This window comes from Halobacillus campisalis, assembly GCF_030345335.1.
Classification (GTDB): domain Bacteria; phylum Bacillota; class Bacilli; order Bacillales; family Halobacillaceae; genus Halobacillus_A; species Halobacillus_A campisalis.
The window spans coordinates 134,043-160,564 of sequence record NZ_JAPVRC010000007.1 but is presented as its reverse complement, the minus strand read 5'-3'; the positions used below and the strand labels follow the sequence as shown (position 1 = coordinate 160,564).

General features: G+C 40.2%; 29 protein-coding genes. 28 read left to right on the top strand and 1 reads right to left on the bottom strand.

The features are described 5' to 3' along the window. The first annotated feature begins 387 nt into the window (after positions 1–387). The 26 genes from O2Q26_RS14850 (at position 388) to O2Q26_RS14725 (ending at position 23,340) form a co-directional block, all read left to right on the top strand. Complete coding sequence (locus tag O2Q26_RS14850) at positions 388–909, top strand: AAA family ATPase (protein WP_289216650.1); 522 nt, start codon at positions 388–390, stop codon at positions 907–909. A gap of 367 nt (positions 910–1,276) precedes the next feature. Continuing rightward, entirely contained in the window at positions 1,277–2,527 is a 1,251-nt protein-coding gene (locus O2Q26_RS14845) for an MFS transporter (protein ID WP_289216649.1), read from the top strand. 72 nt (positions 2,528–2,599) lie between these two features. Further along, positions 2,600–2,800, top strand: coding sequence for an NUDIX domain-containing protein (locus O2Q26_RS14840; RefSeq protein WP_289216648.1), 201 nt, complete (start codon positions 2,600–2,602; stop codon positions 2,798–2,800). Positions 2,801–3,089: 289 nt separating this feature from the next. Beyond that, positions 3,090–3,485 (top strand): VOC family protein, encoded by a 396-nt coding sequence (locus tag O2Q26_RS14835; RefSeq protein ID WP_289216647.1) that lies wholly within the window; start codon positions 3,090–3,092, stop codon positions 3,483–3,485. A 163-nt stretch (positions 3,486–3,648) separates the two neighbouring features. Next, positions 3,649–4,560, top strand: coding sequence for an alpha/beta fold hydrolase (locus O2Q26_RS14830; protein WP_289216646.1), 912 nt, complete (start codon positions 3,649–3,651; stop codon positions 4,558–4,560). Positions 4,561–4,615: 55 nt separating this feature from the next. Next, on the top strand, positions 4,616–5,686 hold the full coding sequence (locus O2Q26_RS14825) for a DmpA family aminopeptidase (protein WP_289216645.1): 1,071 nt from the start codon (positions 4,616–4,618) through the stop codon (positions 5,684–5,686). A 316-nt stretch (positions 5,687–6,002) separates the two neighbouring features. Then, the gene (locus O2Q26_RS14820) at positions 6,003–7,001 is read left to right on the top strand and encodes a tRNA dihydrouridine synthase (protein WP_289216644.1); all 999 of its coding nucleotides are present in this window, start codon (positions 6,003–6,005) and stop codon (positions 6,999–7,001) included. A gap of 196 nt (positions 7,002–7,197) precedes the next feature. Further along, positions 7,198–7,500, top strand: a complete 303-nt coding sequence (locus O2Q26_RS14815) for a hypothetical protein (RefSeq protein ID WP_289216643.1) — start codon at positions 7,198–7,200, stop codon at positions 7,498–7,500. Positions 7,501–8,759: 1,259 nt separating this feature from the next. Beyond that, positions 8,760–9,368 (top strand): ArsR/SmtB family transcription factor, encoded by a 609-nt coding sequence (locus tag O2Q26_RS14810; RefSeq protein ID WP_289216642.1) that lies wholly within the window; start codon positions 8,760–8,762, stop codon positions 9,366–9,368. A 73-nt stretch (positions 9,369–9,441) separates the two neighbouring features. After that, positions 9,442–10,686, top strand: coding sequence for an MFS transporter (locus O2Q26_RS14805; RefSeq protein ID WP_289216641.1), 1,245 nt, complete (start codon positions 9,442–9,444; stop codon positions 10,684–10,686). A gap of 575 nt (positions 10,687–11,261) precedes the next feature. Continuing rightward, the gene (locus tag O2Q26_RS14800) at positions 11,262–11,486 is read left to right on the top strand and encodes a hypothetical protein (protein WP_289216640.1); all 225 of its coding nucleotides are present in this window, start codon (positions 11,262–11,264) and stop codon (positions 11,484–11,486) included. 139 nt (positions 11,487–11,625) lie between these two features. Next, positions 11,626–12,060, top strand: coding sequence for a hypothetical protein (locus O2Q26_RS14795; protein ID WP_289216639.1), 435 nt, complete (start codon positions 11,626–11,628; stop codon positions 12,058–12,060). A gap of 33 nt (positions 12,061–12,093) precedes the next feature. Further along, positions 12,094–12,792, top strand: a complete 699-nt coding sequence (locus O2Q26_RS14790) for a Type 1 glutamine amidotransferase-like domain-containing protein (protein WP_289216638.1) — start codon at positions 12,094–12,096, stop codon at positions 12,790–12,792. Positions 12,793–12,935: 143 nt separating this feature from the next. Continuing rightward, on the top strand, positions 12,936–13,379 hold the full coding sequence (locus O2Q26_RS14785; protein WP_289216637.1) for a hypothetical protein: 444 nt from the start codon (positions 12,936–12,938) through the stop codon (positions 13,377–13,379). A 656-nt stretch (positions 13,380–14,035) separates the two neighbouring features. Then, the gene (locus O2Q26_RS14780) at positions 14,036–14,569 is read left to right on the top strand and encodes a dihydrofolate reductase family protein (RefSeq protein WP_289216636.1); all 534 of its coding nucleotides are present in this window, start codon (positions 14,036–14,038) and stop codon (positions 14,567–14,569) included. A gap of 87 nt (positions 14,570–14,656) precedes the next feature. Beyond that, positions 14,657–15,175: an RDD family protein gene (locus O2Q26_RS14775; RefSeq protein ID WP_289216635.1), complete on the top strand. Its 519-nt coding sequence runs from the start codon at positions 14,657–14,659 to the stop codon at positions 15,173–15,175. Positions 15,176–15,346: 171 nt separating this feature from the next. Further along, entirely contained in the window at positions 15,347–16,387 is a 1,041-nt protein-coding gene (locus O2Q26_RS14770) for a zinc-binding dehydrogenase (protein WP_289216724.1), read from the top strand. A gap of 254 nt (positions 16,388–16,641) precedes the next feature. Then, entirely contained in the window at positions 16,642–17,109 is a 468-nt protein-coding gene (locus O2Q26_RS14765; RefSeq protein ID WP_289216634.1) for an RNA polymerase sigma factor, read from the top strand. Next, positions 17,109–18,305 (top strand): hypothetical protein, encoded by a 1,197-nt coding sequence (locus tag O2Q26_RS14760; protein WP_289216633.1) that lies wholly within the window; start codon positions 17,109–17,111, stop codon positions 18,303–18,305. The genes O2Q26_RS14765 and O2Q26_RS14760 overlap by 1 nt, the downstream gene beginning before the upstream one ends. Positions 18,306–18,340: 35 nt before the next feature. Next, on the top strand, positions 18,341–18,472 hold the full coding sequence (locus O2Q26_RS14755; RefSeq protein WP_289216632.1) for a hypothetical protein: 132 nt from the start codon (positions 18,341–18,343) through the stop codon (positions 18,470–18,472). Between the two features lie 123 nt (positions 18,473–18,595). Further along, positions 18,596–19,531, top strand: coding sequence for an ornithine cyclodeaminase family protein (locus tag O2Q26_RS14750; protein WP_289216631.1), 936 nt, complete (start codon positions 18,596–18,598; stop codon positions 19,529–19,531). A gap of 25 nt (positions 19,532–19,556) precedes the next feature. After that, complete coding sequence (locus O2Q26_RS14745) at positions 19,557–19,766, top strand: hypothetical protein (RefSeq protein WP_289216723.1); 210 nt, start codon at positions 19,557–19,559, stop codon at positions 19,764–19,766. A 14-nt stretch (positions 19,767–19,780) separates the two neighbouring features. Beyond that, on the top strand, positions 19,781–21,217 hold the full coding sequence (locus O2Q26_RS14740) for a sodium:solute symporter family protein (RefSeq protein ID WP_289216630.1): 1,437 nt from the start codon (positions 19,781–19,783) through the stop codon (positions 21,215–21,217). A 12-nt stretch (positions 21,218–21,229) separates the two neighbouring features. Beyond that, positions 21,230–21,817, top strand: coding sequence for a hypothetical protein (locus O2Q26_RS14735; RefSeq protein ID WP_289216629.1), 588 nt, complete (start codon positions 21,230–21,232; stop codon positions 21,815–21,817). A gap of 168 nt (positions 21,818–21,985) precedes the next feature. Next, positions 21,986–22,525 (top strand): nucleoside/nucleotide kinase family protein, encoded by a 540-nt coding sequence (locus O2Q26_RS14730; protein ID WP_289216628.1) that lies wholly within the window; start codon positions 21,986–21,988, stop codon positions 22,523–22,525. 152 nt (positions 22,526–22,677) lie between these two features. Beyond that, on the top strand, positions 22,678–23,340 hold the full coding sequence (locus O2Q26_RS14725; RefSeq protein ID WP_289216627.1) for an HAD family hydrolase: 663 nt from the start codon (positions 22,678–22,680) through the stop codon (positions 23,338–23,340). 153 nt (positions 23,341–23,493) lie between these two features. On the opposite strand, the gene O2Q26_RS14720 is transcribed toward O2Q26_RS14725, so the two are convergent. Beyond that, on the bottom strand, positions 23,494–24,750 hold the full coding sequence (locus O2Q26_RS14720) for a hypothetical protein (RefSeq protein WP_352232256.1): 1,257 nt from the start codon (positions 24,748–24,750) through the stop codon (positions 23,494–23,496). Between the two features lie 447 nt (positions 24,751–25,197). On the opposite strand from O2Q26_RS14720, the gene O2Q26_RS14715 reads away from it, so the two are divergent. Beyond that, the gene (locus tag O2Q26_RS14715) at positions 25,198–25,659 is read left to right on the top strand and encodes a hypothetical protein (RefSeq protein ID WP_289216625.1); all 462 of its coding nucleotides are present in this window, start codon (positions 25,198–25,200) and stop codon (positions 25,657–25,659) included. Positions 25,660–25,684: 25 nt separating this feature from the next. Then, entirely contained in the window at positions 25,685–26,461 is a 777-nt protein-coding gene (locus tag O2Q26_RS14710; protein WP_289216624.1) for an ABC transporter ATP-binding protein, read from the top strand. Positions 26,462–26,522: the final 61 nt, after the last annotated feature.

Below are 26,522 nucleotides of genomic sequence, written 5' to 3'. Positions count from 1 at the left end.
TCATTTTCCCTGCAAGCTTTTTTATGTACTAAAAGTAGTGACCGTCCCATGAACCTAATTGTTCTCCAAGATCTTTCATAAAACATATGTGACTTTATCCCATTTTAAAATTGGGATATTATGTTATCTTAATACTATATATAGGAAGCAATAAAAATAAAGTGAGTCTATAAATGATGCAAGATAACTTTAAAAATCACTTCTGAAGTTCTTTAAAAGTCTACCCTGTGAATAAAAAGTCACGAAACAGGTGGAAGTGGACATCGATTTTGGTCCATACCATAAAGTGCAAACTGAACTAAAAGATAAAAAAATAATGTATAACAGGAATATCATACATTTAGAAAGAATGTGTATGCTAAATAGTTTATAGGATTAGGTGATCTATTGAAAAAGTTAAATCCGAAAAAAATACATATTATAGGATCTGTGGGAAGCGGTAAAACAACTTTGGCGAAAGAATTATCTTCAAAGTTAGGAATGCCTCATTACGAACTGGACAACGTAGTTTGGATAAGACAAAGTTCAGGCGATATAAGGAGAACTGAACGAGAGAGAGAAGAGTACTTAAATCGTATAATAAAATCGGAAAGCTGGGTCATTGAAGGCGTACACAACGAGGAGTGGGTAAAGGACTGCTTTCAGACAGCTGATTTAATCATTTTTTTAGATCCGCCTTATGCAACACGAATCTATCGGATAACAAAGAGATTTATCAAACAGAAACTTCGTTTAGAGGAATCAAATTACATACCAACCTTGAGAATATTTTTAAAAATGTTTAAATGGAACCGATATTTTGAAAATATAGGAAAAGCTAATTTTTTTAAGACGTTTGATATTCATAAAGACAAGATAGAAGTTATTAAAAACTCAACCCCCACTTGTTTAAAGGCTAACATTGATTGAAGAAGTGCTTTTGGGATATTTTTGATTTTTGAGAAGTTGGTTCTTTAAGAATCGGGTTGTTATCTGACATAGATGTTCATTTTTATTTTTGTTTGAAGTTTCTTTCAAGGGGCGTAATTGTTTTTATAACATTACGATTCTTAGATATTTTTAACGAGGAGGATGGATATGAAAATTATTCAGAACGAATCTTCTCGCTTATTTTATATTTAAGTAAGAATTCTATCAGTATTGACCCGGGGGAGAAATCCTAAGTTGAATCCTTGAAGAGTCAGATAAAAGAAGAACTTAAATTAAGGAGAGACCGTCGTTTGCTATAGAGTATAGCTCTGGTTAATCTATTTTTATTTAATGTAAGGGGCTGCGTATGAAAATAAAAACAAGAGAATGGAAAGATCCACTATTATTATTGTCCTCGATTGGAATTTCAAGTATTGGTGACTTCATATATTTAGTCGCGATTAATATTATCGTATATCAACTTACAGGTTCAGCAGCCGCTGTTGCTGGTCTATGGATCATTGGGCCATTAACGAATATTGCAACCAAGTTCTGGACTGGCAGTTTCATTGACTATCGGAGTAAAAGAAAAGTAATGATAGGAACATACATAAGCAGAGCGGTTTTCATTTTTCTTATTCCATTTGCACCGAACATGGCAGTGATTTATGGAATACTGGTTATCCTGAGTGTGGCAAAAGCATTTTTTAACCCTTCATCCATGACGTATGTGGCTATGCTGGTTCCTAAAGAAAAAAGGAAGCGATTTAATTCAATGCGTTCATTTACCAGTTCTGGAGCCTTTATAGTGGGACCTGCTATTGGTGGTTCCATTATATTATTAACCTCTGTAGAAGTGACGTTATGGTTGAATGCCCTATTCTTTTTAATATCATCAGCGTTATTATTATTTCTTCCTGAAATAGAACAGATTGATAAAGAGACAATACCCACATTGACTATTGCTCAAGTGATGAGTGACTTTACCGTCGTTAAGAATTTTATGGTCAACAATAGATACATATCCTTTGTATACCTCGGTTTCATTATGATTATGATTTTCGCTTTTGCAATGGATGCTCAAGAGGTTGTTTTTACCCAGCATGTCGTCGGACTCTCTGAATTTGATTATAGTTTGTTGATTAGTATAACTGGACTAGGTTCTGTATTAGGAGCCTTTTTATTATCGGTGTTTTCCAATAAAATATCACTAAGATATATGATTACGGTGGGATTAATAATGATGACGATTGGCTATGTCATCTATGCATTTTCGTGGTCGTTTACCTCTATCGTTGTTGGATTTATAGTCTTAGGATTCTTCAATGTTTTTCTAAGTGCTGGAATTATAACCTTTTACCAAAATAACGTTACTGTAGATATCATGGGAAGAGTTACAAGCATTTATGATTTAATCCAAAGTGCTCTGCAAGTCATTTTCATTTTAGTGATTGGGATTGCAGCAGATCTTGTATCTTTACGACTTACCATTGTCACTTTAGCCCTGGTGATGCTTTTGGTTTCGTTTATATTTTCAATTTCAGTTTTAAATCCTAATAAGAAGAGATTTTACCAGGAATACGATAGTGAACAAGAAGATTATTTAGAAGTGAAATAAAATGGATAAGCTCACTGTAATAATGAAAGTGTGGCTGGTTGTCTAATATTAGATGATCAGAACCGGGTTTTATTGCAGCATAGAACGGACAACCTTCATTGGTCTCACCCAGGGGGAGCAGTAGAAGCCGGAGAATCTGTAGAAGATACTGTGAAAAGAGAAGTATTGGAGGAGACAGGTTTACGAGTGAAGGAAGTGGAGTTTTTTAATATCTATTCAGGAGAATCACAGCATTATACTTATCCCAATGGTGATGAAGTCTTTTTTTGTTAATGTTATTTACATATGTGAAAAATATGAAGGTACCCCTATATCAGGCCGAGTTGAAACTAAGAGGTTGCAGTTTTTTGATCTGAACTCTCTACCGCAAATGACTCTTAATAATCAAACAATCTTAGATGATTTAAAGAGCAGATAATTAAGCTAATACCTCCTTAGTCATATGTACACCCATATTAATGGCAAGGTTCTAACGAAAAACAAAGAAGGAGTATTAAACTATTGATAGAATATAGATATTAATGAGTAAATCTCAATTAAAAACGTAAAACAGGAGGTCTTCATGGGTAGGTTAGTTCATTTCGAAATTCATGTAGATGATATGAATCGGGCAAAGGAGTTTTACGGAGAAGTATTTGGATGGACCTTTGAAGATTGGAGCGAGTATACTGGAATGCCTTATTTTGGTGCTGTGACGGGCGATGATAAAGAACTAGGTATCAACGGTGCATTAATGCAGCGCCAAAGTGCTCCTCCAGAATTAAACCAGCCTTTGAATGGTTTTGCTTGTACGATGAGTGTTGATGATTATGATGCCATCGAACTTAAGATTATTACTAATGGCGGCAAGGTGGCTTTGCCAAAGTATGCACTGCCCGGTATGGCCTGGCAGGGATACTACACGGATACTGAAGGCAATATTTTTGGTATTCATCAACCGGATGAAAATGCCAAGTAGCATCTTAAGTTAGTATCAAATAAAGAACCCTTTTTAAAAGGGTTCTTTATTTATAATCTAAGATATTTCGATCTCAAATCTTCAATAAATAGGAGTTTATTCTAATAAAGGGGAAGCTTTTGTTTCAACTAAATGCTTAATAGATACACGTAAAGTAAAAGGGGTGAGTAATATTAAGAAAATCGTGGACATTGGTGACAAAGAACTCGAAGTATGGAAGAGTGGAAAAGGGAGAACAATAATTATTCTACCTGGTATGATGAGTTCTTTAGCCGAGTGGGAACTTTTGTACGAAGAGCTTTCCAAAGAGGCAAGAGTAATTATTTACTATAGAGCTGGTTATGGTAAAAGTGATAAAGGAAAAATACCAAGAAATTGTACAGAAAACGCAAAAGATCTATATGCTTTGATGAAGAAGCTTCGTATAACTTCTCCTATTATCATAGGTCACTCTTACGGAGGACTTATTCTACAGGAGTTTGTTATGAAATATCCAAATGAAGCAAGTGAAATTATTTTAGTAGACTCTACCTCATACGGTGCTCATAAGTTAGATGAAGTAGAAATTGAAGAAGAGGATGGAAGTAGTACTGAAGCTTGGGTAGAGAAATGCAAAATATATTCCAGCCTTTCAAAAGAAGTACTTCAAGTAGAGATGGCAGAATGGATTACTGAAATGAAAAAAAATTTATCAAGCAGCCAACACTTAGAAGTAGAAGAGTTTATGAGTAACCCAGTCATGTTCGAATCTCTTAGTGAAGAGCTTGAACATGACCTATTGACCTGCGGGGAGACTAATCAGCATAAATCCTTCCCGAACACTTCTACTATAGTTATAGGGAGAGACCCAAAAGCATCAATTACAGAAATGGTAGAAAGTGAAGGTTTACATAGGTCAGAGGCCGAGGAGATAGAACTTATATGGCAAACATTGATTCTAAATCAAACTAAGTTGAACTATAAAACTACATATATTATGGCCGAAGGGTCTGGGCATAGTGTTCACCTTGAAAAGCCTGAAGTTATAAAGAAAGCTGTTGATTCTATTCTTAATAGTACAGAAGTGGAAGATTAGGTACTCATATCTTTGTATTTAATTAGTACGGTACAGATATAAAAGGGGGGTAACTATGTCTGGTCAAAAAAGAATTAGAGATTATGGAGTTAAGATAGGTAAATTAGAAACAGGGAATTACAACTCAATTACAGATGTGGAAGGAGTAACTGTCGGACATGTAACTCTTAGTGATCATGATGCTCAAACAGGTGTTACAGCTATTTTACCTCACAAAGGTAATGTATTTAAAGAAAAGCTGATTGCTTCAAGCCATGTAATTAACGGCTTTGGTAAAACAATGGGGACGATACAAATCAATGAGCTTGGTACTTTAGAATCTCCAATTATTTTAACAAATACTTTGAGTATTGGAACAGCTGCAGATGCGTTGATTGGTTATATGCTAGAGCATAATCCTGAAATAGGAAGAACTACTGGAACAATTAATCCAGTTGTATGCGAATGTAATGACATGCTGTTAAATGATATTCGGTCAAGATTTATCACTAAGAAGCATGTCAATCAAGCCTTGAAGAATACCTCAAAAGAAGTTGAGGAAGGCACAGTCGGGGCAGGGACAGGAATGCTTTGTTATTCATTAAAAGGCGGTATTGGTACTTCTTCACGGCTGATGGAAATGGAGCATGGTACATATACAATGGGTGTATTAGTGTTATCTAACTTTGGGATATTAAGTGATTTGAAAGTGAATGGAAAGGCTGTAGGGGAAGAATTGAGAGATCTCATCCTCCAGTCACGTGAGGAAGAGAAAGATAAAGGTTCTATTATTATTATAGTTGGGACAGATCTTCCAGTATCAGAGAGACAATTAAATAGAATTATTAAAAGAACGGTAACTGGGCTTTCTCGTACGGGTTCAATTATTACAAATGGAAGTGGGGAGGTAGTAATTGGTTTTTCAACAGCCAAAAAAATAAATCATGATAGAACATTAGATTGTATGTCAGTTCCAGTGATTCATGAAGAAGATATAGATATTGCATTCCGAGCTATTGGAGAGGCTACAGAAGAGGCTGTTTTGAACTCATTAGTGACTGCTACACATGTTATCGGAAGAGATGGTAATGAGAGACCTGCTTTCCAGGACTTATTAAAGAAATATGATATATATATAACTAAATAGATAGTGCTTTGTTACTGAGTTCATTTCATATCTATGACCCATCAGTTCTAAGGTGGAAACTATGAATTAGCTTTTGGTTTATCAAGTGATCAAGTATGGAGGGAATCTTTAACAATAAGGTTTTGTCTTCTTTATCTATGTATTCCCTGGATTTTACATTGAACATGACAACTCGTTCCATTGCACTTTTCGTCTAAAACAGTTAAAATATACTGGTTGAAATCCAGCGTCATTGGAAATGGATAAAAAACCGAAACATTTTCACTTTTTAATTTTGGGAACTTGGTTTCCCTTAAGGAAAGGGTTCAGATATATTATGAAAGATAACTTTTGGCACGAGCTGCCGCGTCCGTTCTTTGTTTTGGCACCGATGGAAGCTGTGACGGATGTCGTTTTTCGTCATGTTGTGACGGAAGCAGCAAGGCCTGACGTGTTTTTTACAGAGTTTACGAATTCGGAAAGTTACTGTCATCCTAAAGGAAAAGACAGTGTAAAAGGACGGCTGACGTTTACGGAAGATGAACAGCCGATTGTCGCTCATATTTGGGGAGACAAGCCTGAACACTTCCGCCAAATGAGTATTGGCATGGCTGAAATGGGCTTTCGCGGTGTAGATATTAATATGGGTTGTCCTGTGCAGAACGTTGCAGCGAATGGAAAAGGATCCGGGCTGACCCGCCGTCCGGAGGTGGCAGCAGAAATCATCCAGGCAGCCAAAGCCGGAGGACTGCCCGTGAGCGTGAAGACTCGTCTTGGTTATACGGAAGTAAAAGAATGGCATGACTGGCTCAAGCACCTTTTTGAACAGGATATTGCCAACCTCTCCATTCATCTCCGTACAAAAAAGGAAATGAGTAATGTTGATGCTCACTGGGAGCTGATTCCGGAGATCAAGAAACTTCGTGATGAAGTTGCCCCTCATACGCTTCTAACGATTAACGGGGATATTCCTGACCGTCAAAAGGGACTTGAGCTCGTTGAGAAATATGGTGTAGATGGAGTCATGATCGGGCGTGGAATCTTCCATAACCCGTTCGCTTTTGAAAAGGAAAAGAAAGAGCATACCAGTGAGGAATTGCTCGATCTTCTGAGACTGCAGCTCGATCTTCATGATAAGTATTCCGAAGAACTTGAGCCGCGCATATTCAAGCCGCTACGCCGCTTCTTTAAGATTTACGTCCGCGGATTCAGGGGAGCGAGTGAATTGAGGAACGAGTTGATGAGTACACATTCCACCGACGAAGTACGCGCGCTGCTTGATGAGTTTACAGAGAAAGATGGAGTAAAAGAACAGGAAGGTTTTACTGTTTCTTAAGTAAACTCCATCGCATAATTTAAGATTTTTCCAGGAGAGGAAAGCCGTTGATGCTTTTCTCTCTTTTTTTAGTTGGCGCCTGCCTCTCGTGGCATCAGCCCATCTGGATGGTAGCCATAAAAATTTATTCATAGGCGATCGTTTCCTACATAGATATGGATTGTAAGCCATTAATTCCTAAAGAGGAGATGACAGCATGAGCGACAACAAAAACAACTACTCTAAGGCAAATGAACAACCTGATAAGAACGAAGATGGATTTGTTAAAGGGGTATCGAAAGAAGCCAAAAACGTGGTCGATCATACGGTCGATACTTCCGGGAAAATTATTAAGTCGGTTACGGGCGAGGGCGGATTGGTTGGGAAAACAGTTGACTCATCTGGTAACATCATTAAAAAAGTATCAGAAAAAGGTTCGGATGTCATAGGTAAGACCGTCGACAATTCGTCAAAAGCTTTTAAATCCATTAAAGATAAAGCCTTCAACAGAAAAAAATAAACCGGACCAAAAAGGAACTCGAAATTTGAATAAGTTGTTCTGCTTCTGTGAAGATAAATTTAAATAGCGTAGGTAAGAATGAGACCAAATCGTATAGATTTGGTCTCATTTTTTTGGAGCTTTAACCTTTCTGATGCTGCTAATAATTATTGATAAGAAAAGTTATCAGCCGAGGTCCCTAAAAACACGTTACTACTTGAGGAAGGGTAGAATGCTCTTTTATATAAGCTCCCTTTAGTGGAAGACTCAGATTCGAGATATTCGGGCTGTTTCCGTTATGAGTGACAGCGTTTAGAGCTCCGGGAAATCACTCGCTTTCCGTGGGAGCGCAGTGAGCCTCCTCGAGCTAACGCTCTCCGGGGTCTCACCAAGCACTCTTTTCCCACAGGAGTCTCGCAATTTCCCGGAGCTCTTTGCGATGATTAGGTGGTACGGAAACACCGATTTCAGGATGTCAGATGTGCGCTACCGTTATGATAAAAACTTGATATTGAGCGGTTTATCCCTATAAACAAACGCTCACCAAAAAATGAACATGGATAAAGAAGACGCACCTTCTTGCAAAAAGGGTTCATTTCTAGCTTGCTTTCACGGAAATGAAAAGTCTATTGGATAGTTAGTTTTTCTAAAACAACCGGTTTAATTATTCTGCAAACGTTGGTACAAGAGAGTTTCTGCTTCTCATTTCATAGTTCCGTCCCGTAATATAAGTTAGGGGTTTTAGGAATGTGCGAGGCTCCTACCTTTGAAAGCGGAAGCACTTCGTTCAGCGGTGTATGGACTGGACTGAGATGGCGGAGATAAAGGAAACACGAAGAACGAAGAGATTCGATGTTGACTTATCGTACAGAAGTGAAGGAAGTCTCAGTAGCCGCTAAGCGCTGGAGCTGGATAGTCCCCCATAAGGTTTATGATTGGAACCACGCCCTAGACTAATATAAGTGTAAGAAGTGGGAGAAGGATGTAGGCGAGATCCCACAGGGCTACAAAGCCCGAGGAAGCTCGCCACTTCCCCCACAGGAAAGCGAGTAGCTTCCCAACCACACCAAACTCTCATTGCGGCCACGAACCCTGGTTATCTCGAAACTGAGTCTTAAAGTATCCTGCCAATTTGTTTAATAACTCTATATTTAACAACCACCATTTACATATCCTAATACAATTGAACAGTCTGCCTAATAGTTTTTGAGATTGACATTCTGAAGGATGTATACCATACTATTGTTAAATTAATTTTACCGAGTAAATGGAGTGAACTGATGAAAGACATCAAAGTATTGACGACGCATGAACAGCTGAAAGCTATAGGAGATCCCTTTCGATGTGAATTGCTTCTGCGATTGATGGAAAAACCAAAGACCGGGCAGCAGCTGTCGGAGGTATTTAATCTTTCGAGAGCACGTATTCATTATCACTTAAAGGAATTAGAGAAGAATGACCTTGTTGAGATCGTACACAAGGAAGAAAAGAATGGGATTGTGCAAAAGTTTTATCAAGCCGTTGCGGGTGGATTTGTACCTGATCAGTCGCTCATTCCTTATTCTGATATGACAGAAACGGTCAGACAAATGATGGTGAGTATGTTAGAACAATCGAAAAGAAGAATCCTTGCTGCACCGGAGGAGTCGTTGAAAGATTTGTCTGGCTCTAAAGATCCTGCTGAGTGGAAGTACAGGTCGAGCGCTTATGAAATCCATGCCAAAGAAGAAGATTTTGCGGCTTGGCAGCAAAAATTTTCAGATTTGATGGATGAGCTTGCGGAAATACAGCGGCCTGAGCCATCTCCAGATGCAAAGCTTTATTATTTCCATATCCTCGGTCTGCAAGTGGAGGAAAGCTTGTTTGAAAAGGAAAAAGGAGAATCGTAAGCGAATTCTCTTTTTTTTTACATACACGGTAAGAATATTTTTACCGTGTAAAATAATTATTAGGGGTGTTGTTATGGATACTTTAAACCAAGCTGAGACACTGACACCTGTTCCTTTATCAAAGTCCAAATCATTTGTTTTGTTATTGTTTACGACCGTCGTATCCAGCTTAAGTCTGTCTATGTTTATGTTCATTCAGTCCTGGTATGTGGTCGAGGGGCTCGGAATGAAGGCAGCTCTCGGCTTAGTGCTGGTTTGCTTAACGAGCATGCGAATGGTTTCCATGGTGATTGGAGGAGTCGTCGCAGATCGAAGCAGCCAAATAAAAATCATGTCCTTTTCTGATTTGTCGCTGTCCTTTTTAATCATCTTGCTAGCCGGATTTTTTATGTACATGTCAGAGGTTCCGATTTGGGTTTTAGCTGTAAATGCCGCTTTTTTTGGAGGATGCGGCGGATTATTTGAACCAGCCAGGGATGCCCTTTTACCGAAAGTCGTTCAAGTCGAACAGCTTACCCGGGCAAACTCTGTTCTTCAAGGATCTATCCAGATTGCGCTATTTACTGGCCCGCTGCTCACCGGGGTATTAATAAATTTCTTCAGCTATAGCTTCGTTTTATTTATGATCGGTCTTCTTCTATGCTTTTCGGGCGTAAGTGTTTTATTTATAAAAAAGAGGAGCGAGGCACAGGAGAAGAAGGCGGAGGAGTCTTTTAAATTTCAACTGAGGGAAGGGTTCACCTATACGTGGCAGTCTCCCTTATTAAGGGCATTATTTATCATTACAATTATCGTGAACCTTTTCTTATCTGGCCCTTTACTGATGGGACTTCCGATATTCGTAGAATCCGTACTGAACGGAAGCTCTGTAGACTTCAGTATCGTACAGGGAGGTTTCACATTCGGTATGATCCTTGGTTCAGTGGTTATAGGAATGATGAACATTCAACGAAAGAGAGGCGCGTATGCTTTATACTTAATTGCTCTTCAAGGGCTTGGGATGCTGCTTTTTAGCCAGGCAGCTTCTATTGTCATAGCTGTAGGGATTATTGTTTTAATAGGGATGCTTAACCCTGCTGTTAATATCCCGCTTATTTCTATGGTCCAATCTTTTGCGGAGCCTTCAAAAGTCGGGCGTGTCATGAGTCTGATCCGAACAGGGTCGTTAGGATTGATCCCACTTTCATATGCTGTGACGTCTTTCTTTTTGGGGGTGGGGGTGCCCATTCAAAACATTATGGCTTGGAGTTCCATTCCGTTAATTCTTAGTGTCATGGTATTGTATTTCGCCTATCCGATTTTGAGATCAGCTGATTAAAAGGCACTTTATATAAATGGATAGTTTTATAATTATAAGTAGTAAGAGAAACTTAGTGCCGAGATCTTAAAAGGCATGTGAAACGTTAATAGATACCAAATCGTATGTGTAAAAGAATCAACAAACATTACTGAGCTGGCTGATTATTACTGCCGATGTTTGTGGGAAATGAAGGTGGTTTGATTAATAGGTTAGAGAGTTTCCTTTCTGGAATTGCGGGATTACTTGTAGGGATCATGATTGTGAGTGTAATTAGAAATGGAGAAATAAATTGGGAAGAAATAAGGTTTTTAATTACTTTTGCTTTTTTAATCTTGCTTTTTAAAATAGGTTTGAGTTTATATAAAAAATAGAGTAAATCATTTTAAATAACTGGGCTAGTCATTTTTGGGCAAAAGAGCCGGGGAGAAGGAGTGAAGAAGAGGCAGCTAAAAAGGGAGAAATATGAGAAAGAAAATCTTAAGTATTAAATCTATATGGATATTACTATTAATCGGAAGTTGTTGGTCTTTTACAATGCATTTTACATTGCCATTTCATACGTAGATTAAATCTCAAATGAACAGGAGGTTTTCTTGAAACGATTAATAACGATAACACCAATAATAGTACTAGCTTTAGTGCTCTACATCGTCATAAGCGGGGATGAACGTTTTATTGCAATTTGTTTAATCCTATGTGCCGTTCACATGGCCCTGCAAGGATTTGAAGCCGTACATAACGATAAAAAAATTATAATAGCTCTTATTAGTTTTATATCATCTGTAAGCTGTATTTACCTGGCATTCAGTCTCTTTTAATTCTTAGCGTTTTTTTAAGGTGAAAGGTGATTGAGCATATCGAACAATTCATTTAATGAGGAAACCATTTTACTATTCATTCGTATATGTGAGTATAGGTTAATTCGATATGTGTGCAGTTAAAAAAGGGGTAACGTACATGGAATACAAAATAAAACCTAAAGAGCTATCTTTTTTCAGCATTTTCTTTGTGGTCATGCTGTGGAATGTATTGGCCGATTATTTAGGAAGTTCTATTCTTCTGTTTCTTATCGTATTACTATTTGGTACAGGGTTAACCTCATTACGGTTTTCATTCGAAATTCACGAGAATCATTTAGTATACCGGACATTTTTATTAAATAAATCCATAATTAAAAAAGAAATTTACCCACCCCAAATCAATCAGCTGAAATTTACACGAGTCGGCTGGGCGAAGAAGGCTGCGATTATTAAAACGGACAAAGCGTTGAACGTTAGATTAGCGGTTCTCACCCCTAAAACAGCGTATGACCATTTAATGGAGTTTGCTGAAAATCATGATATTAAGGTTTTAAAAACAAAAGACTATTTAACGTTAGAGAGAATGAGATAAAGACTACTATAAAATCGGAGTGGGGTAATTTAAATGAAACAAATAATTTCTCTTGGTGGAGGCGGCTTTTCTATGGAGCCGGATAACCCCTTGTTAGATCGTTACATCCTGAAACAGTCTGCGAAAACGAACCCTCGAATTTGTTTTATCCCTACAGCAAGCGGCGACTCCGATGACTATACCTCACGCTACTATGACTTCTTTGAAAAACAACGTTGCGAGCCTACACACCTATCATTATTCAAACCGCCGACTAGAGATTTAGAAAGTTTTATATTAGAACAGGATATTGTATATGTTGGTGGTGGGAACACGAAAAACTTATTAGTCTTATGGAAAGAGTGGGGGCTGGATCAAGTTTTGAGAAAGGCCTGGGAACAAGGGATAGTATTAGCTGGAATAAGCGCAGGATCGATATGCTGGTTCGAAGAAGGTCTCACCGATTCTTATGGTGATCGACTAGAACCATTAAAGTGTTTAGGTTTTCTAAAAGGAAGCAATTGTCCTCATTACGACGGGGAGGCTGACAGAAGACCTTCTTACCAGGGATTCATTAAAGCGAACAAAATTAAACCAGGGATTGCAGCGGACGATGGGGTGGCCATTCACTACGTGGACCAGGACGTTCATAAAATCGTAAGTTCAAGACCTGATGCTAAAGCCTATCGAGTCGATTACGATAAGGGAGTTAAAGAGACAGAGCTTGCGACCTTATTTTTAGGGTCTTTCTAAGACTTTTTTCAGACTACTTATGCAAAAAGAGTGACAGGATTTATTAGTTAGTCATCAAGGCGCAATTTCTATTTTTGAATTGAGCCATTTTTTAGGAATAAGGTTGAAAAGACTTTTTCAAATGTATTGAAGGAGGGTTTCAGATGGGAGAAATTTTGTTAGAGTATGGAACTTCAGAAGATCAATGGGGGATCCTCACCCTATCTCTATTCGTTATTCTGGTGGGAATAGCGATGGTGATCGCAATTTCAAAGGGGGTATTAAAGTTACCCGTAAATAAAAAGGACAAATTCATTTATGTGGTATGGGGATTCATTTTACTAGGAGGAGTAGGTGCAGTTATAACTCTATTTAACACTTCTATTAATGAAACCAAAAACAACAATGCTATAAAAGGATGGACTAGTGAGCGAGGCTATTATGTTGAAAATTATGGCGAGATCAAGGAACGAAAGGGCGAAGAATCTATTATTGTAGGAACGAATTCAAAAGAGGAAGAAAAAGAAGTGGATCATGTCATAAATGGCTGTGATTTTGATGTGTACGCGGAATTGACCAACGGGGATGTTTGGATATGTATAGAATGACCAGTTTAATTAATTTGGCTCAGTTAAATTTCCGTGTTGATATTCATATAAGCTACTTATTCTTGAAGACTTAGTTTCGAGATGTAGTGGGGATTTAGGGGCTACAGGAAACGATTCGCTTTCCGTGGGCGGGCGCTGAGCCTCCTCGAGTTTCGCTCTGTGGGGTCTCACCTGTCCCGCTAATCCCACAGGAGTCTCACCGCTTCCCTCTGCCCCTTTCCATATAAGTCTCTCGAAACCGCTTCACGCAAAAGCAAACATTTATGTTAGTATGCTGATTGCCATAACAAGTGTACTATGTTAAAACCTTGATGTAAGGCGCTATCTTCTCACCTGACAGGCATATAGAGGACCCACTTTCTTGGTAAAGGGGTTCGTTTCTCAACTCTATCGAATGGGGTGGTTGGGAATCTGCGAGACTCCCGTGGGAGAAGGAGGTAGGCGAGATCCCACAGGGCTTTAGCCCGAGGAAGCTCGCCAGTTCCCCCACAGGAAATCGAGTAGCTTCCCAACCACCCCTGACTCCTAATACGGCACCGAATCTCGGTTGTCTCGAAACCAAGTATTCAATAATCCTGACATATGGTTAAATAACTCTCATAAAAATCAACAACCTTGAAGATAGTATTAAAATTAGAGAACAGAGGAGGGGTTTTATGACTGGAAAAAGAAAAGTCGTTTTATTTATTGCTGCAAGTCTGGACGGATACATAGCTGCGAAAGATGAATCCTTAGAATGGCTATTTAAAGTGGAAGGCGAAGGGGATAATGGGTATTCAGAGTTTTATGATACGGTGGATACTGTTTTAATGGGCAAAAAAACATATGATTGGCTCATGAATCACGAATTAGAAGAATTCCCTTATAAAAACAAAGAATGTTTCGTTTTTACACGGTCTCAGATTCAGGGGACGGAAGATGTGACTTTTATAAATGATGATGTCACAACCTTCACAAACCAGCTAAAAGAACAAGAAGGGAAAAATATATGGATTGTTGGTGGAGGTGGTTTGCTGCATTCTTTTCTAAAAGAAAAGTTAGTTGACGAAATGATACTAACTGTTGCTCCAACTATAATCGGAAATGGGATACCTTTGTTTAAAGAAGGCGACTATCAATTAGATTTATCCCTGAAAGGTACTAGAAATTTTAATCAGTTTGTGGAGCTGCATTATTGTGTGGAAAAATAACGTTATTCAGTTTATAGAGCAATCGTATTTTGTATCTTGGATAAGCTTATTAAGAAAATAGCATAAACAAATGGGGAGAGCTGCTATATGTCCTACGCGCCATTCAGGTTACGTATTTACGCTTTCTTATTAGATTATCTCGTCATAGTTGTGTACGGTATTTGCGTTGCAGGCACGATTTCATTTGTTTTCAATCCGTATATTCAGCCTTTATTTTCACACTCTCCGGTCACAGCTGAGTTGATAGGATTTTTAATGATGACGCTGCCTGTCTCTCTTTACTTCATATTATGTGAACAATCTAAATGGCAGGGCACGTGGGGGAAAAGGAAGCTGGGCCTGCGTGTCGTAAATTTGGAGGGTGCCCGCATAGGGGTAGGCCGCTCGATTATTAGGACAGCTATTAAATTTTTGCCATGGGAAGTGGCTCACTTCGGAATTTGGAGGTTAATGCTTCCAACAGAATTCTCGGACATTACGATTTTTATAATTTTGAATGCCGTGAATGCTGCAATAATCCTTTATCTAATTTTTCCACTCACAAATAAACAAAAGAAAAATGTGTATGATTGGGTTGCCGGTACAAGAGTAATCACTGGCGTTTAATATTCTCAATCCTGTTGTATACCCGTGTTCGTTTTTCATGGGAGCTTCTTTATCAGTACCCCTTCAATATTAATGAACATATCTAATAGATGCATTTTGTCCTATTCTGAGGGATAATAACAATGAAAACATACCAACCTAGAACGGAACAATCAACGGAGGGATATCATGATGAAAGCTGTTCAAGTAACTGGTTATGGCGATATCGATCGTCTGGAAATGGCAGATTTGCCTATTCCGGAGCCAAAAGAACATGAAGTATTGGTTAAAGTCGAAGCTTGTGCAATTAATAATACGGAAATCTGGATGAGAGAAGGGGCCTATGGAACAGGTGGGAAATCGGGCTGGCGTCCAGAAGGAGTTCAGTTTCCACGGATACCAGGTTCTGATATTACGGGGAAAGTCGTACAGGCAGGGTCGAATGTGGATGAGACGATGGTAGGAAGAAATGTCGTCCTTTTTCCTTTTACCTCGAGTGGTAAAGAAGGGGAAGAGCATATTTCTGAGGACATGTCGTTCATCGGTTCGGAATATGACGGAGGCTATGCTGAGTATGTCGTTTGGCCGGCTGAGCTTTGTTACGACATGCCTCTCGATGATTACACAGATAGCTGTGTTTTTTCAGTGAGTGGGATGACGGCTTGGCATATGGTGGAGCAAATCGCACCTCAACCGGGAGAAACTGTGATGGTCACAGGTTCGAACGGAGGCGTCGGTTCGTTGAATGTGCAAATAGCCGCCCATGTTTTTGGAGCGAAGGTTATCGCAATTGTCGGAGATACAGCTTTAGAAGCGCAAATGAAAGAACTCGGGGCGACTCATGTATTATCTTATAAGTCAGATAACCTGGCTCAAGAAATTCTTGAAGCGAATGATGGTCCGATAGATGCGGTTCTTGATGTCGTAGGGGACGCACTATTTTCCACCTCATTGCATGTCTTGAAAAAAGGCGGGAAGTTTTGTACGTCCGGTTCAGCGGGTGGACAAAAAACTGAGCTCGACTTTCGGAGTCTCTACTTAAAGCACATCACGTTATATGGATCAGTTCTCGGAACGCGAGACGAGTTCAAACAGATGTTAGCAGCTATATCAGAAGGTAAGATTAAGCCGGTTCTTGACCGTACCTTCTCGTTGGCTGAAGCCAGGGAAGCTCAAAGTTATTTTAAAAAGTCAGGGAAATTAGGAAAAATAGTTTTGCTGCCTAATAAATGATGTCATTTCATTTATTTGGTGTGTTCCCTGAATCACGATAGGCTTATTGGGAGCACAAGAGCAGCAAAAATTTGAATAAGTCAGCTGAGGAGGGAGCGGAATCGTATATGATTTCGTTCCTTTTTTTGTGTGATTCGATCAATATATATAAGGAATCAAAATTTTTTTACATATTTTAAAAATCTCCATCACTTTATAGGTCTCAATCGTTATCTAAGTGAAGGAGCCAATAATTAAACAAAGTGAGTGGTCGTATGGAAGTGAGTGATCTATATGAGGAGCTGAAAAGCGATCTGTTCCGTTTTGCTTTTTCGATTGCTCGTCACGAACAGGAAGGGAAGGATCTGGTGCAGGATGCGTGGATCAAATCCTTAAGGGAAGAGCAGCTTCTCAGCTTGCCGCGCCATAAACAAAAAGCCTGGTTCTATCGCGTCATGAAAAATAAACTGATCGACGAACGGAGAAAAGACCAGCGGTTAACTGAATGGGATGACGATGAAGCGGATTTTCCCGTTCACGAGCTGACGCTGGGTCGAATGGAAATGACGGAGCTGCTCTCCCGCCTGTCACCTGAGTTGAGCGATATTGTGTTTAAACGGTATTGGTTGGAATTATCGAGTAAAGAAATCGGCGAGCAGATGGGTTTCCCTGCTTCTACTGTTCGCTTCAAGCTTCAAACGGCAGTGAAACAATTACGGAGATATTTAGAGGAGGATAAATGATGGGGCAGCGAATTGGAAATGTAGGGTTATTAAACTTAATGAACGCAACGGAAGAGAGCTTACAGGACATTGAGAGGATTAATAATATCGGTATGGTGCTGTATCCGAAAGAAAAAGCTCACCTTTTACCGAAGTTGAACGCCGGCAACATTGGACACTGTGTGGAATTACCGGAAGGGTATCAAGTAGTGAACAGTGACGTGCATGTGGATCAAGCGTATCTTCGCTCTTTGACAGAAGGGCTGCGATTATTTGTAAATGGTAACTTGATTATTGAGCACGATGTGCAGTCAGAAGAGTTAAAAGAAAGTTTACTCGAGCTGAAAGTAAATGGGAAGATTTATTCACCAGGCCGGCTTACAGGTTCGCTTTTCCACTTGATCTCCCATGGAGTGATGGATGTGGAATCCTATGAGGGAGAAGAGCTGCGTTTTGAAAATGGAGATTTTGAGCTTACAAACGCTTATTTACATTCAGCTGAAACAGCTATTCGTTTAACTGTAAATGGGAAGCTCAAATTGCATGCTGATTTAGACTTGGATTTATTCCAGCAGAAGATCCACCAGATCGAAGTCAATGGTGTGGTCATACTTTACGCCTTACAAGAAACGGCTTTTTATAAAAAAACAGGATCGCTGACTTCAGCTAAAGTGGAGGTTATTCCTGAAGGGTATCTACAACTGACGAAACAAGTGCGTCTTAACAGCCGATCCATTAAACGATTCTACGGCAAAAAGCTCTACACGAAAAAGCCGGTCATAATCGAAGCGGATGTTACGCGGGAAGCTTTTTCGATCGCGGCCATTCATTCTACGTCCATTGTAGTTTGTCCTGAGGAGATTGAGGATCTCGTTTACGAAGCGTGCCCATCTTTGGATACTGAAGTATTATCTTATGAAGACCGTTTTCTCTTTATAGAAGGAGAAGAACGATGGACGAATGAGCAGCTGGAAGCTTTGCAGCACCCGACGGCGTTTATTGTAGAAGGGATGTTGACGTTAGGAAGCGATGTATCGTCGGAGGTCCATTTATCAAAAGTGAAAACGTTAGATATATTTGGTGCAGTAGTCGTAGAGAACGCAGCACTAAAAGGCAGCCTGCAGCAGCTGATACGGGTAAATACTGGAGTGATCGAAGATGATCATAAAAAGGGAATTGGTTCAAGTTTAGGCAATTTGGGTGAGTTGATGTTGTGACCGTGCTTATCTTCATATAGAAAGGAAGGGGCAGAATGACGATTCAATTTCTCATATTTACAATCCATATTACGAGAAAAAAGCGGGATAAACACTCATCTGTAAATTATAACGATGCACAGGAGCAGCTTCTAAGCCGTAAAGCTTATTACCGGAATTTGCATTAATATTATGATATGTGAAAGCAGCACATCATCTAAAATGTGCTGTTTTTTTACATTTAAACGAAAATTTCAACAAATCAGAAAATTATGGTAGTATGGCTTTAATATTATAAAAGGAGGGCTTGCATGAACTTTCTGACAGCCGAACAAGTCAATGAACGATTTACGATGGACGAAACCATCCGTTCCATTGAACAATTTTACTTAGACGACAGCAACGGTGATATCATTATGCCCGATCGGATGCATATCGAGGATGGGGACAATACGAGCTTATTAATGCCATCATATTACGGTGATTATTATGCAACGAAACTCGTCGGCGTAGCGCCACACAATTCATCGATAGGCAAGCCGACGATTCATGGATTGATGGTACTGTACAGCCGCAAGACGATGGAGCCGCTCTTAATGTGTGATGCCATGCCGATTACGGCACTGCGTACGGGAGCGCTTGGCGGTCTTGGAATGAAGTATTTATCGAAAGAAGGTGCTTCATCTCTTGGAATTATAGGTACTGGGACTCAAGGATGGAGCCATCTGCAGTCTGCTTGTGCGGTTCGACCTATTCAACACGTGAAAGTGTTCAACCGCAGTCAGGATAAGCTTTCGGCATTCATAGAAAAGGCGAGGGACGCTTTTCCAAGCTTACATATTGAACAAGCCTCATTGGAAGATTTAGTTCACGAATCAGACTTGATCGTTACGACTACCACCTCTGAGAAGCCTGTCCTCCCTGAGCTGGATGCTTCCAGCTATAAAGGCAAACAAGTTGTCGGTGTCGGATCCTTTCGTCCATCGATGCAGGAAATTCCTGACAACGTCTTAAAGAATGCAGATGAAGTGTATGTGGATGCACCGAGTGCTTTCCGCGAGTCAGGAGATATGCTTCGTGCGAAGGAGCTAGGGATCGACCCCGAACAAACGCTTTCCCTCAAAGAAATCATTGAACGTAATCATCGTCCAAAGAATCCGGAAGATCAGTCGATCATCTTCAAATCAGTTGGTGCAGCAATTTTTGACTTAGTCGTTACCAAAGCCTTATATGAAAAAATCCGCTAAGAAAGGATGAATCAGAGTGAAGCAAATGACGAAATCAAAATGGAAAGACCCCGGCATCATCATGGTTATCGCTCTCGTCATCATTGCAGGAATCGTGTGGATCTGGTGGCCGGCGGAAGTATATTGGATGGGGATATCCCTGGCCGGGTGGCTCATGTTTTTCTGCTTTTTTATTTGGCTGTTGTTAACTATCATTTATGTGATTTGGATTGAAAAAATAGAAAAACGATCATAAAGGAGCTGTAGACGATGAAAGGAATGGAAACTTCCATATTAGCATTCTATTTGATCATCATGACGATCATCGGTATTTATTTTGCCAAGAGAGCCCACTCCTCCGAAGATGATTACTGGACGGCAGGACGTAATATCAACAGCTTTGTAGGTTCCTTTGCTTTATTTGCGGCTGTCGCAAGCTCCAGCTCCTTAATGGGGGCCGTGGGATCTGGTGTTGCCCTCGGGCTTCCGTTCTTGTTTGCGTACGGATTCGGAGCTGTAGCAATTCCCTCTTTCGCCCTCTTTCTCATTGCCGGGCAAATCCGCCGCTCCGGTGTAAATACGATGCCGGAATTTTTCAAAATCCGCTTTGGAAAACCGGTTCAAATTGTTGCGGCCGTCATAGTCGTACTTACTATGACGTTCTATATGGTACCGCAGCTGACAGCGTCTGGTTTAATTGGTTCCTACGTGCTTGGTATTGAATACACGACGGCCGTCATTTTCCTTGGGATCGGATTTACTCTGTATGCGGCGCTTGGCGGTATGTGGGCGATTACTTATACCGACCTGATTCAGGGCGCTGTTATGGTCATCGGAATGTTCGTGCTATCCATCATTATTTTGGTTGACCATGAAGGCGTGGGCACTTTAATTCAGGACGCTCTTGCTGTCGATCCCGCCTTTGGAGATATTACTCAGCCATGGATGTCATACTTCGGCTTATTCGTCGCTTTCCTATGGTTTGGTGTCGTATCTCCTTCCGCTGTTATGCGTAACTTTGCTTCACGTAATGCGAAAACGGCCCGCCGCTCAGCACTGGGGGCTTGTATATTGTATTTATGTGTCTTTATCTTTGGCGCAATCATTGCATCTGCAGGAGCGAGCCTCGGCATTATTGGATCACTCGATAATCAGGATATGATTTTTATTTCTGTCATTGAGCACTACATGCCTCCGATTCTTGCCGGAGTCATGCTGGCTGGATTATTAGCTGCCATCATGTCCTCAGCCGACGCGATGCTGCTTGCGGTGTCCGCTGGAGTTGCCCATGACTTGTACAAAGGGCACATTAATAAAAACGCTTCAGAAAAATCTGTCACCAGGATCGGCTTTGTCGTCATGATGCTTGCCAGCCTTGTCGGTATATTTTTTGCCATCGATCCTCCACAGCTTATTGCGATCATGGTCGGCTGGGTAAGCGGCGCGATGCTCTCTGCCTTTGGATTCCCACTTGTGCTCGGCATCTGGTGGAAACGAGCGAATATGGCAGGTGCTCTTGCTGGTATGATTGGCGGTGCAATTGCCTTTATTATCATGGCCGTTCTGCCATTTGCTCTCGTGGCCGAACCAATTGTAGCGGCGCCCGTGTCCGCTATTCTGACGATTGTGGTCAGCTTGATGACCCTGCCGCCATCAGAAGAAATGCAAAGTGAAGTCGATCGCTATCACACTCATATCGAGTCATAAAGGATGAAACGAATGGAAACATTGAAAAATAAATCCCTCCGCCTGATCGGTACAGGTGGAGGGATAACCGAAGCTGACCTGCCTAAAACGATCTATAAGAACGTCGGAGTGCAGCAGAAAATGAATCGCAGCATCGATGCGGACTATATTAAAAAACATATGACGAGCGTGAAGCGGGTCTATCACCCCATGTGGATTGCCAAGCTGCTTGTCATCGCCGACCGCAAACCATTTCCACCTAGAAAAAAGCCGAACATGGCGTTTGTAGATGCTGTGTCTGGATATCGCGGCCTTTTTTCAAGTGTGCCGCCGATGAATGAAATCGAAGTGGAAAGTGGAGAAGTCGTCCCTGCCCAATTAACGAAACAGCAAGTTGAGGACATCTATGTTGTAGATGTCCAGCAAAAGCAAATCAATCGCAGTTATGTACTAAAGAAACCCCGCTATCATCTGGAAGATCTTTTTCTTACGTATCTGCCGCTTTGGAAGGTGAGCGTAGACTCTGGTTATTTAACGAAAGAATTCTTTATTAATGCGAATACAGGGGATTCAGAAGAGTATATGAGTAAGCTGTGGGGAGGCGCAGAATGGCGGTTGTAGCCAAGTTTTCCTGCGAACTAGATAAAATTAAAACTTAAACAAACGTAACGCAATTCCTAGCGATGGAATTGCGTCTTTCATTTCAGGGCTAAGGTTGAGTAAATAGTTGTAATTTGAAACAATCGGAACAAAGAAGAACTTTATAGTTTGATCGAAGGGAGCATCTCAATGGGAGTAAAAACAAAAGTGATCGCCATCGGAGCTGTGTCAGGCGGCGGGAAAACGTCAGTAACTAAGGAATTAAAGAAGGAACTACCTTCTTCAAATGCCTTGTTCTTTGACGATTACAGCTTTGAAGGTTCACCAGATGACCTGGTTGAGTGGGTACAGCAAGGACCTGACTACAATCAATGGAATGTAGAACCTCTATTGATAGATATCCAGTCATTATTAACTGCTAAAGAAAACCCATCATACATAATACTGGATTATCCGTTTGCCTATAAAAACGGCATCTTGAAGAGTTTTATTGACTTAGCCGTTTATATAGACACACCACTCGACATAGCGATGGCGAGAAGAATGATAAGGGATCACAAGAATAGCTCAGCTTCTGACATCCATAACGATGCAAGTTTTTATTTGGAAAAAGGCAGACAAGCTTATGTAGAAATGATAAATACAATAAAACCGAACTCCGACCTCATTATAGACGGTACACTACCACTTAATAAAATAGTGAATGTAATTGTACAAGAGCTTGATTAGGATTTGAGAAAAAAACCTTATGTTTCAATTAGGCGTCTTTATTAGGGGGATATATTATACGATCTTCAGGTTCATTTTTTATTTTATATTCTTGTATAATCTTCTGATAAACTTTTAAGGGACATCAAAATTTTACACAAGGAGAGAAACCAATGACTCAATCATTAATTTTTGATATGGATGGAACATTATTTCAGACAGACAGAATACTGGAATTATCATTAGAAGATACGTTCAATCAGCTCAGGTCCATCCAAAAATGGGATGCAGAGACCCCGATAGATACATACCGGGAGATCATGGGAGTTCCATTACCACAAGTTTGGGAAACATTACTGCCTCATCACTCAGAGGCGGTAAGAGAAGAAATGAATACATATTTTCTCAATAGTTTAATTGAAAACATTAGAAATGGGAAAGGTGCTTTATATCCAAATGTAGTTGAAGTTTTTGAATACTTAAAGAAAAATGGCTGCTCTATTTACATAGCAAGCAATGGATTAACGGAGTACTTAAAAGCCATCGTACGTCATTACAACCTGGACCATTGGGTTACTGAAACGTTTAGTATTCAACAAATACCAACGCTGGATAAAGCGGATTTAGTCAGTCACATTTTAGAAAAATATAATATTCATGATGCAGCCGTTGTCGGAGATCGCTTATCTGATATTAATGCTGCGAAAAAGAATTCTTTAACAGCGATAGGATGCCGATTTGATTTTGCTCGTGAGGAGGAAATTTCTCAAGCTGATCTGGTGATCGATGATTTAATAGAGTTAAATACAATGATTCCTCAAATGTATGCAAACTAATAGATATAAGATTAACAGACTATCGAATAGGTCTGATATATAATAGTGGGGGCATAATTATATAAATCTAATGAATGCGCAACAAAAAGGCTCTAATCAAGAGCCTTTTTGTTGTAAAAATGGTCAACACAATTTGTCAAAGAGGGTGACAGGTTATTTCTCTTCTTCTGCTTTCTTTTTCTCCTGGGCCGCTTCTTTTTTCTCTTCGGCTGCCTCTTTTTTCTCTTCTTCCGCTTCCTTCTTCTCTTCCTCGGATTCTTTGATTTGTTCATAACGCTGTCGCTGTCGGTAGCCATAAGTTGCAGATAGGACTACATCTTCATTCTCAAGAGCCGAGCCGAGCGCACCGATGATGGTCGAAATGCTTGTTGCGGTCCAGGCAATGTAGAAATAATTTATATATCCTGGATCTTCGTTTAACTGAGATTCCAGCATCCCCATCGGAATCAGCAGGATAACTGCGAAAGCAAAGAGAAGGAACAACAAAAAATAATACAAACAGACCGTAACACTTAGAGTGAGAACGGTAGCGGTATTATACAACTTCCGTAAATAACCGGCCCGCCCATTATGCGGCTTTTCCCACAAATGGTGGGCAAGAATGATCCACCCGACCATCGCTGAAATGGATACGATGGAAAGCAGAGACATCCGCCAAATACTGTAATCATTACTGAGCATCCATAATGTCGGAAAGACGAGAGCATAGGAGCCTGTTGTAAATGCAAAAATGATCACTTTCATAAATGCAGGAAACATCGACCATGGTCTGTTGGATCTTACCATCCCTGTTAATACACGTATTGCACCGCTGAAGGGTGAGTTCACTGTGAATCGTACGTCTATATTAGATTCTTCCTCATCGGGGGTTTCCCTCTTTATAGGGGAAAAACGCTCGAATCCTCGCTTTCCAACCAGTCGCTTGGAGTTTTTATTTTTTAACTTTTTATACTCGTCGTCATCTTTGGCCTGCAGCCTTTCTTCTGCCTGCTTTCGCTCTTCTTCCGAGCTTCCATAATACATTTCACTAACGAGTTGTAAGATCGCTTCCCGGACTCGCTTAATCATAGGGGTTGAGCCGAGACCTGGAAGACTGATCAATGCCACATCTTCCTCAACGTATGCCTCAGCAACAATAGGTTTTTTTCCTTTGAATAGCGGCAGATCGGTGAGGCAGATCGCAAAATCCCACTCTTCTTCTGCTTTTTTATCCATAGTTGCCTGCAGAACTTCCTCGGAGTTTTCCGTCACGCCTGTAAGAGCGTCCACACTATATTCGACTTCCCATTGATAACTTTCCTCGACATAATAGCTGAGCAAATCGGGCAATTCATGCTGCAACCTTTCCCCTACCTTATCAGGGTATCCCGGCGCTGTAATCAATCCTAAAGTCTTTGTTGATTTAATCATCATGTTCACCTCTGGTCCAACTTACGATTTATTATTCTAATACTATATAACCAAATTGAAATTATTTAAACGACAAATTATGAGTGTTTTTTCTAAAATATGAGGTCATCACTTCAAATAGTAGAAGAGGAGGTACAAAACGTACGGACGGTTATGAAGCTGAAAGGTGGTATAAGATATGGAGTTTCACCTCAGAAATCAATGAAGAAATCTCAAGGCAAATGATGCTGGAAACTGGTCTATGAAAAGTTGCGGAAAAAAATCGAAATCTATTACTAGACTCAGTTTAATGTGAAAACGGGGGATGTAAATAATTTTGAAGCTTTGGTAAGATGGAACCATCCACTGATTGTACTGATCTTCCCATTGGACTGCAACCAAAGCTTAATTGTTAATAAGAAAGGGTAATAGAAAAAGAGCTAAAAACCCTGGGTGAAGGAGGCTTCCATGCAAGGTAGAACACGAAGGTATGTAATTATGGCTATTATTATCCTCGGCATCTTTTTTTCTCTAAAAATATTAAACGACTATAGAGAGAAAAGCTTAGTTGATGTGATCAGTTATCACCCGGGAGATTATCAGTCTTTAGGATTTACGAATGACAGAGGAAACGTCTCCAGCGATCAAGTATATGAATGGTGGAGCTATGACAAGGAACCTGCGGATGAGCTGATAGAGTTTTTAAGGCAGTACCGTGTGAAAAAAATTAAATATGAAAAATTTGAAGAGAGACTTACTAAAGAAGAAAGTTTTGAATTTGCAATCCGTCATTCCAATGCGAATCCGGTGACAGGAATGGTAATGGAGAATGTTATACATATGTACAATGAAGATTATTATGAAGTCGTGAACGGACCTGTGAATATGGAATGGATTGAAGAGTACAGTCAAACTCAAGAGTACGAATGATATTGGTGAAAAGGAGTCATTCATAATGGTGTTGAACATGGAGAACGTTTCTCTTAGAAGAGGCGATCGCTGGATTCTTAAGAATATAAACTGGCAGATTGAAAAAGGACAGCACTGGGTGCTTCTCGGGCTGAATGGATCAGGAAAAACATTCCTTCTGAACTTGATGAATGCCTACACATTTGCTACAAAAGGAGAAATTAATGTACTGGGGATGCAATTCGGTAAGACGTACCTTGCCGAACGTCTCCGCCAGCAGATCGGTTTTGTTTCCTCTGCAATACAGCAAAAAATCCATCAAGACGATAATGCGTTTCAAGTCGTATTAAGCGGTGCCTTTGCCTCTATCGGTCTTTACGAACGCCCGACCGAAGAAATGAGCGAAAGGGCGATTGCCTTACTTGAGGACCTGGGATGCATCGAGTATGCCAACCGCAATTATGAAACCCTTTCTCAAGGCGAAAGGCAAAGAGTTCTCATAGCCAGGGCACTAATGGCGCAGCCTTCTCTGCTGATTCTCGACGAGCCGACCAATGGGTTGGACTTCATCGCACGTGAAAAGCTGCTCGAATCGATTGAAAACATCGCAAAAAAACCGGACGCCCCGACGATGATTTACGTCACTCATCATGTAGAAGAGATCTTACCGGTCTTCCATCAAACGCTATTACTTAAAGATGGAGAAGTCTGTGATTCAGGGCAGACCTCTGAGATGATCACAAGCTCTCAGCTTTCCCGCTTTTTCGGCCTGCCTGTCGAGGTGAGCTGGAACAATCATCGTCCGTTTCTTTCTAAATTATAGGCTCTCATAAATGTTAATGTGGAGATTAGGTAGAAAAAAAGAACTTCCGGGTTATCGGAAG

What these genes read in the sequence shown, in the direction of transcription:
- O2Q26_RS14815 (WP_289216643.1), top strand. Translation starts at nt 7,198, where the DNA reads ATGAGCGACAACAAAAACAACTACTCTAAGGCAAATGAACAACCTGAT.
- O2Q26_RS14810 (WP_289216642.1), top strand. Translation starts at nt 8,760, where the DNA reads ATGAAAGACATCAAAGTATTGACGACGCATGAACAGCTGAAAGCTATA.
- O2Q26_RS14765 (WP_289216634.1), top strand. Translation starts at nt 16,642, where the DNA reads ATGGAAGTGAGTGATCTATATGAGGAGCTGAAAAGCGATCTGTTCCGT.
- O2Q26_RS14780 (WP_289216636.1), top strand. Translation starts at nt 14,036, where the DNA reads ATGACTGGAAAAAGAAAAGTCGTTTTATTTATTGCTGCAAGTCTGGAC.
- O2Q26_RS14805 (WP_289216641.1), top strand. Translation starts at nt 9,442, where the DNA reads ATGGATACTTTAAACCAAGCTGAGACACTGACACCTGTTCCTTTATCA.
- O2Q26_RS14785 (WP_289216637.1), top strand. Translation starts at nt 12,936, where the DNA reads ATGGGAGAAATTTTGTTAGAGTATGGAACTTCAGAAGATCAATGGGGG.
- O2Q26_RS14735 (WP_289216629.1), top strand. Translation starts at nt 21,230, where the DNA reads ATGGAAACATTGAAAAATAAATCCCTCCGCCTGATCGGTACAGGTGGA.
- O2Q26_RS14835 (WP_289216647.1), top strand. Translation starts at nt 3,090, where the DNA reads ATGGGTAGGTTAGTTCATTTCGAAATTCATGTAGATGATATGAATCGG.
- O2Q26_RS14725 (WP_289216627.1), top strand. Translation starts at nt 22,678, where the DNA reads ATGACTCAATCATTAATTTTTGATATGGATGGAACATTATTTCAGACA.
- O2Q26_RS14775 (WP_289216635.1), top strand. Translation starts at nt 14,657, where the DNA reads ATGTCCTACGCGCCATTCAGGTTACGTATTTACGCTTTCTTATTAGAT.
- O2Q26_RS14720 (WP_352232256.1), bottom strand. Translation starts at nt 24,750, where the DNA reads ATGATTAAATCAACAAAGACTTTAGGATTGATTACAGCGCCGGGATAC.
- O2Q26_RS14730 (WP_289216628.1), top strand. Translation starts at nt 21,986, where the DNA reads ATGGGAGTAAAAACAAAAGTGATCGCCATCGGAGCTGTGTCAGGCGGC.
- O2Q26_RS14745 (WP_289216723.1), top strand. Translation starts at nt 19,557, where the DNA reads ATGACGAAATCAAAATGGAAAGACCCCGGCATCATCATGGTTATCGCT.
- O2Q26_RS14825 (WP_289216645.1), top strand. Translation starts at nt 4,616, where the DNA reads ATGTCTGGTCAAAAAAGAATTAGAGATTATGGAGTTAAGATAGGTAAA.
- O2Q26_RS14795 (WP_289216639.1), top strand. Translation starts at nt 11,626, where the DNA reads ATGGAATACAAAATAAAACCTAAAGAGCTATCTTTTTTCAGCATTTTC.
- O2Q26_RS14755 (WP_289216632.1), top strand. Translation starts at nt 18,341, where the DNA reads ATGACGATTCAATTTCTCATATTTACAATCCATATTACGAGAAAAAAG.
- O2Q26_RS14760 (WP_289216633.1), top strand. Translation starts at nt 17,109, where the DNA reads ATGGGGCAGCGAATTGGAAATGTAGGGTTATTAAACTTAATGAACGCA.
- O2Q26_RS14740 (WP_289216630.1), top strand. Translation starts at nt 19,781, where the DNA reads ATGAAAGGAATGGAAACTTCCATATTAGCATTCTATTTGATCATCATG.
- O2Q26_RS14790 (WP_289216638.1), top strand. Translation starts at nt 12,094, where the DNA reads ATGAAACAAATAATTTCTCTTGGTGGAGGCGGCTTTTCTATGGAGCCG.
- O2Q26_RS14820 (WP_289216644.1), top strand. Translation starts at nt 6,003, where the DNA reads ATGAAAGATAACTTTTGGCACGAGCTGCCGCGTCCGTTCTTTGTTTTG.
- O2Q26_RS14750 (WP_289216631.1), top strand. Translation starts at nt 18,596, where the DNA reads ATGAACTTTCTGACAGCCGAACAAGTCAATGAACGATTTACGATGGAC.
- O2Q26_RS14710 (WP_289216624.1), top strand. Translation starts at nt 25,685, where the DNA reads ATGGTGTTGAACATGGAGAACGTTTCTCTTAGAAGAGGCGATCGCTGG.
- O2Q26_RS14845 (WP_289216649.1), top strand. Translation starts at nt 1,277, where the DNA reads ATGAAAATAAAAACAAGAGAATGGAAAGATCCACTATTATTATTGTCC.
- O2Q26_RS14770 (WP_289216724.1), top strand. Translation starts at nt 15,347, where the DNA reads ATGAAAGCTGTTCAAGTAACTGGTTATGGCGATATCGATCGTCTGGAA.
- O2Q26_RS14715 (WP_289216625.1), top strand. Translation starts at nt 25,198, where the DNA reads ATGCAAGGTAGAACACGAAGGTATGTAATTATGGCTATTATTATCCTC.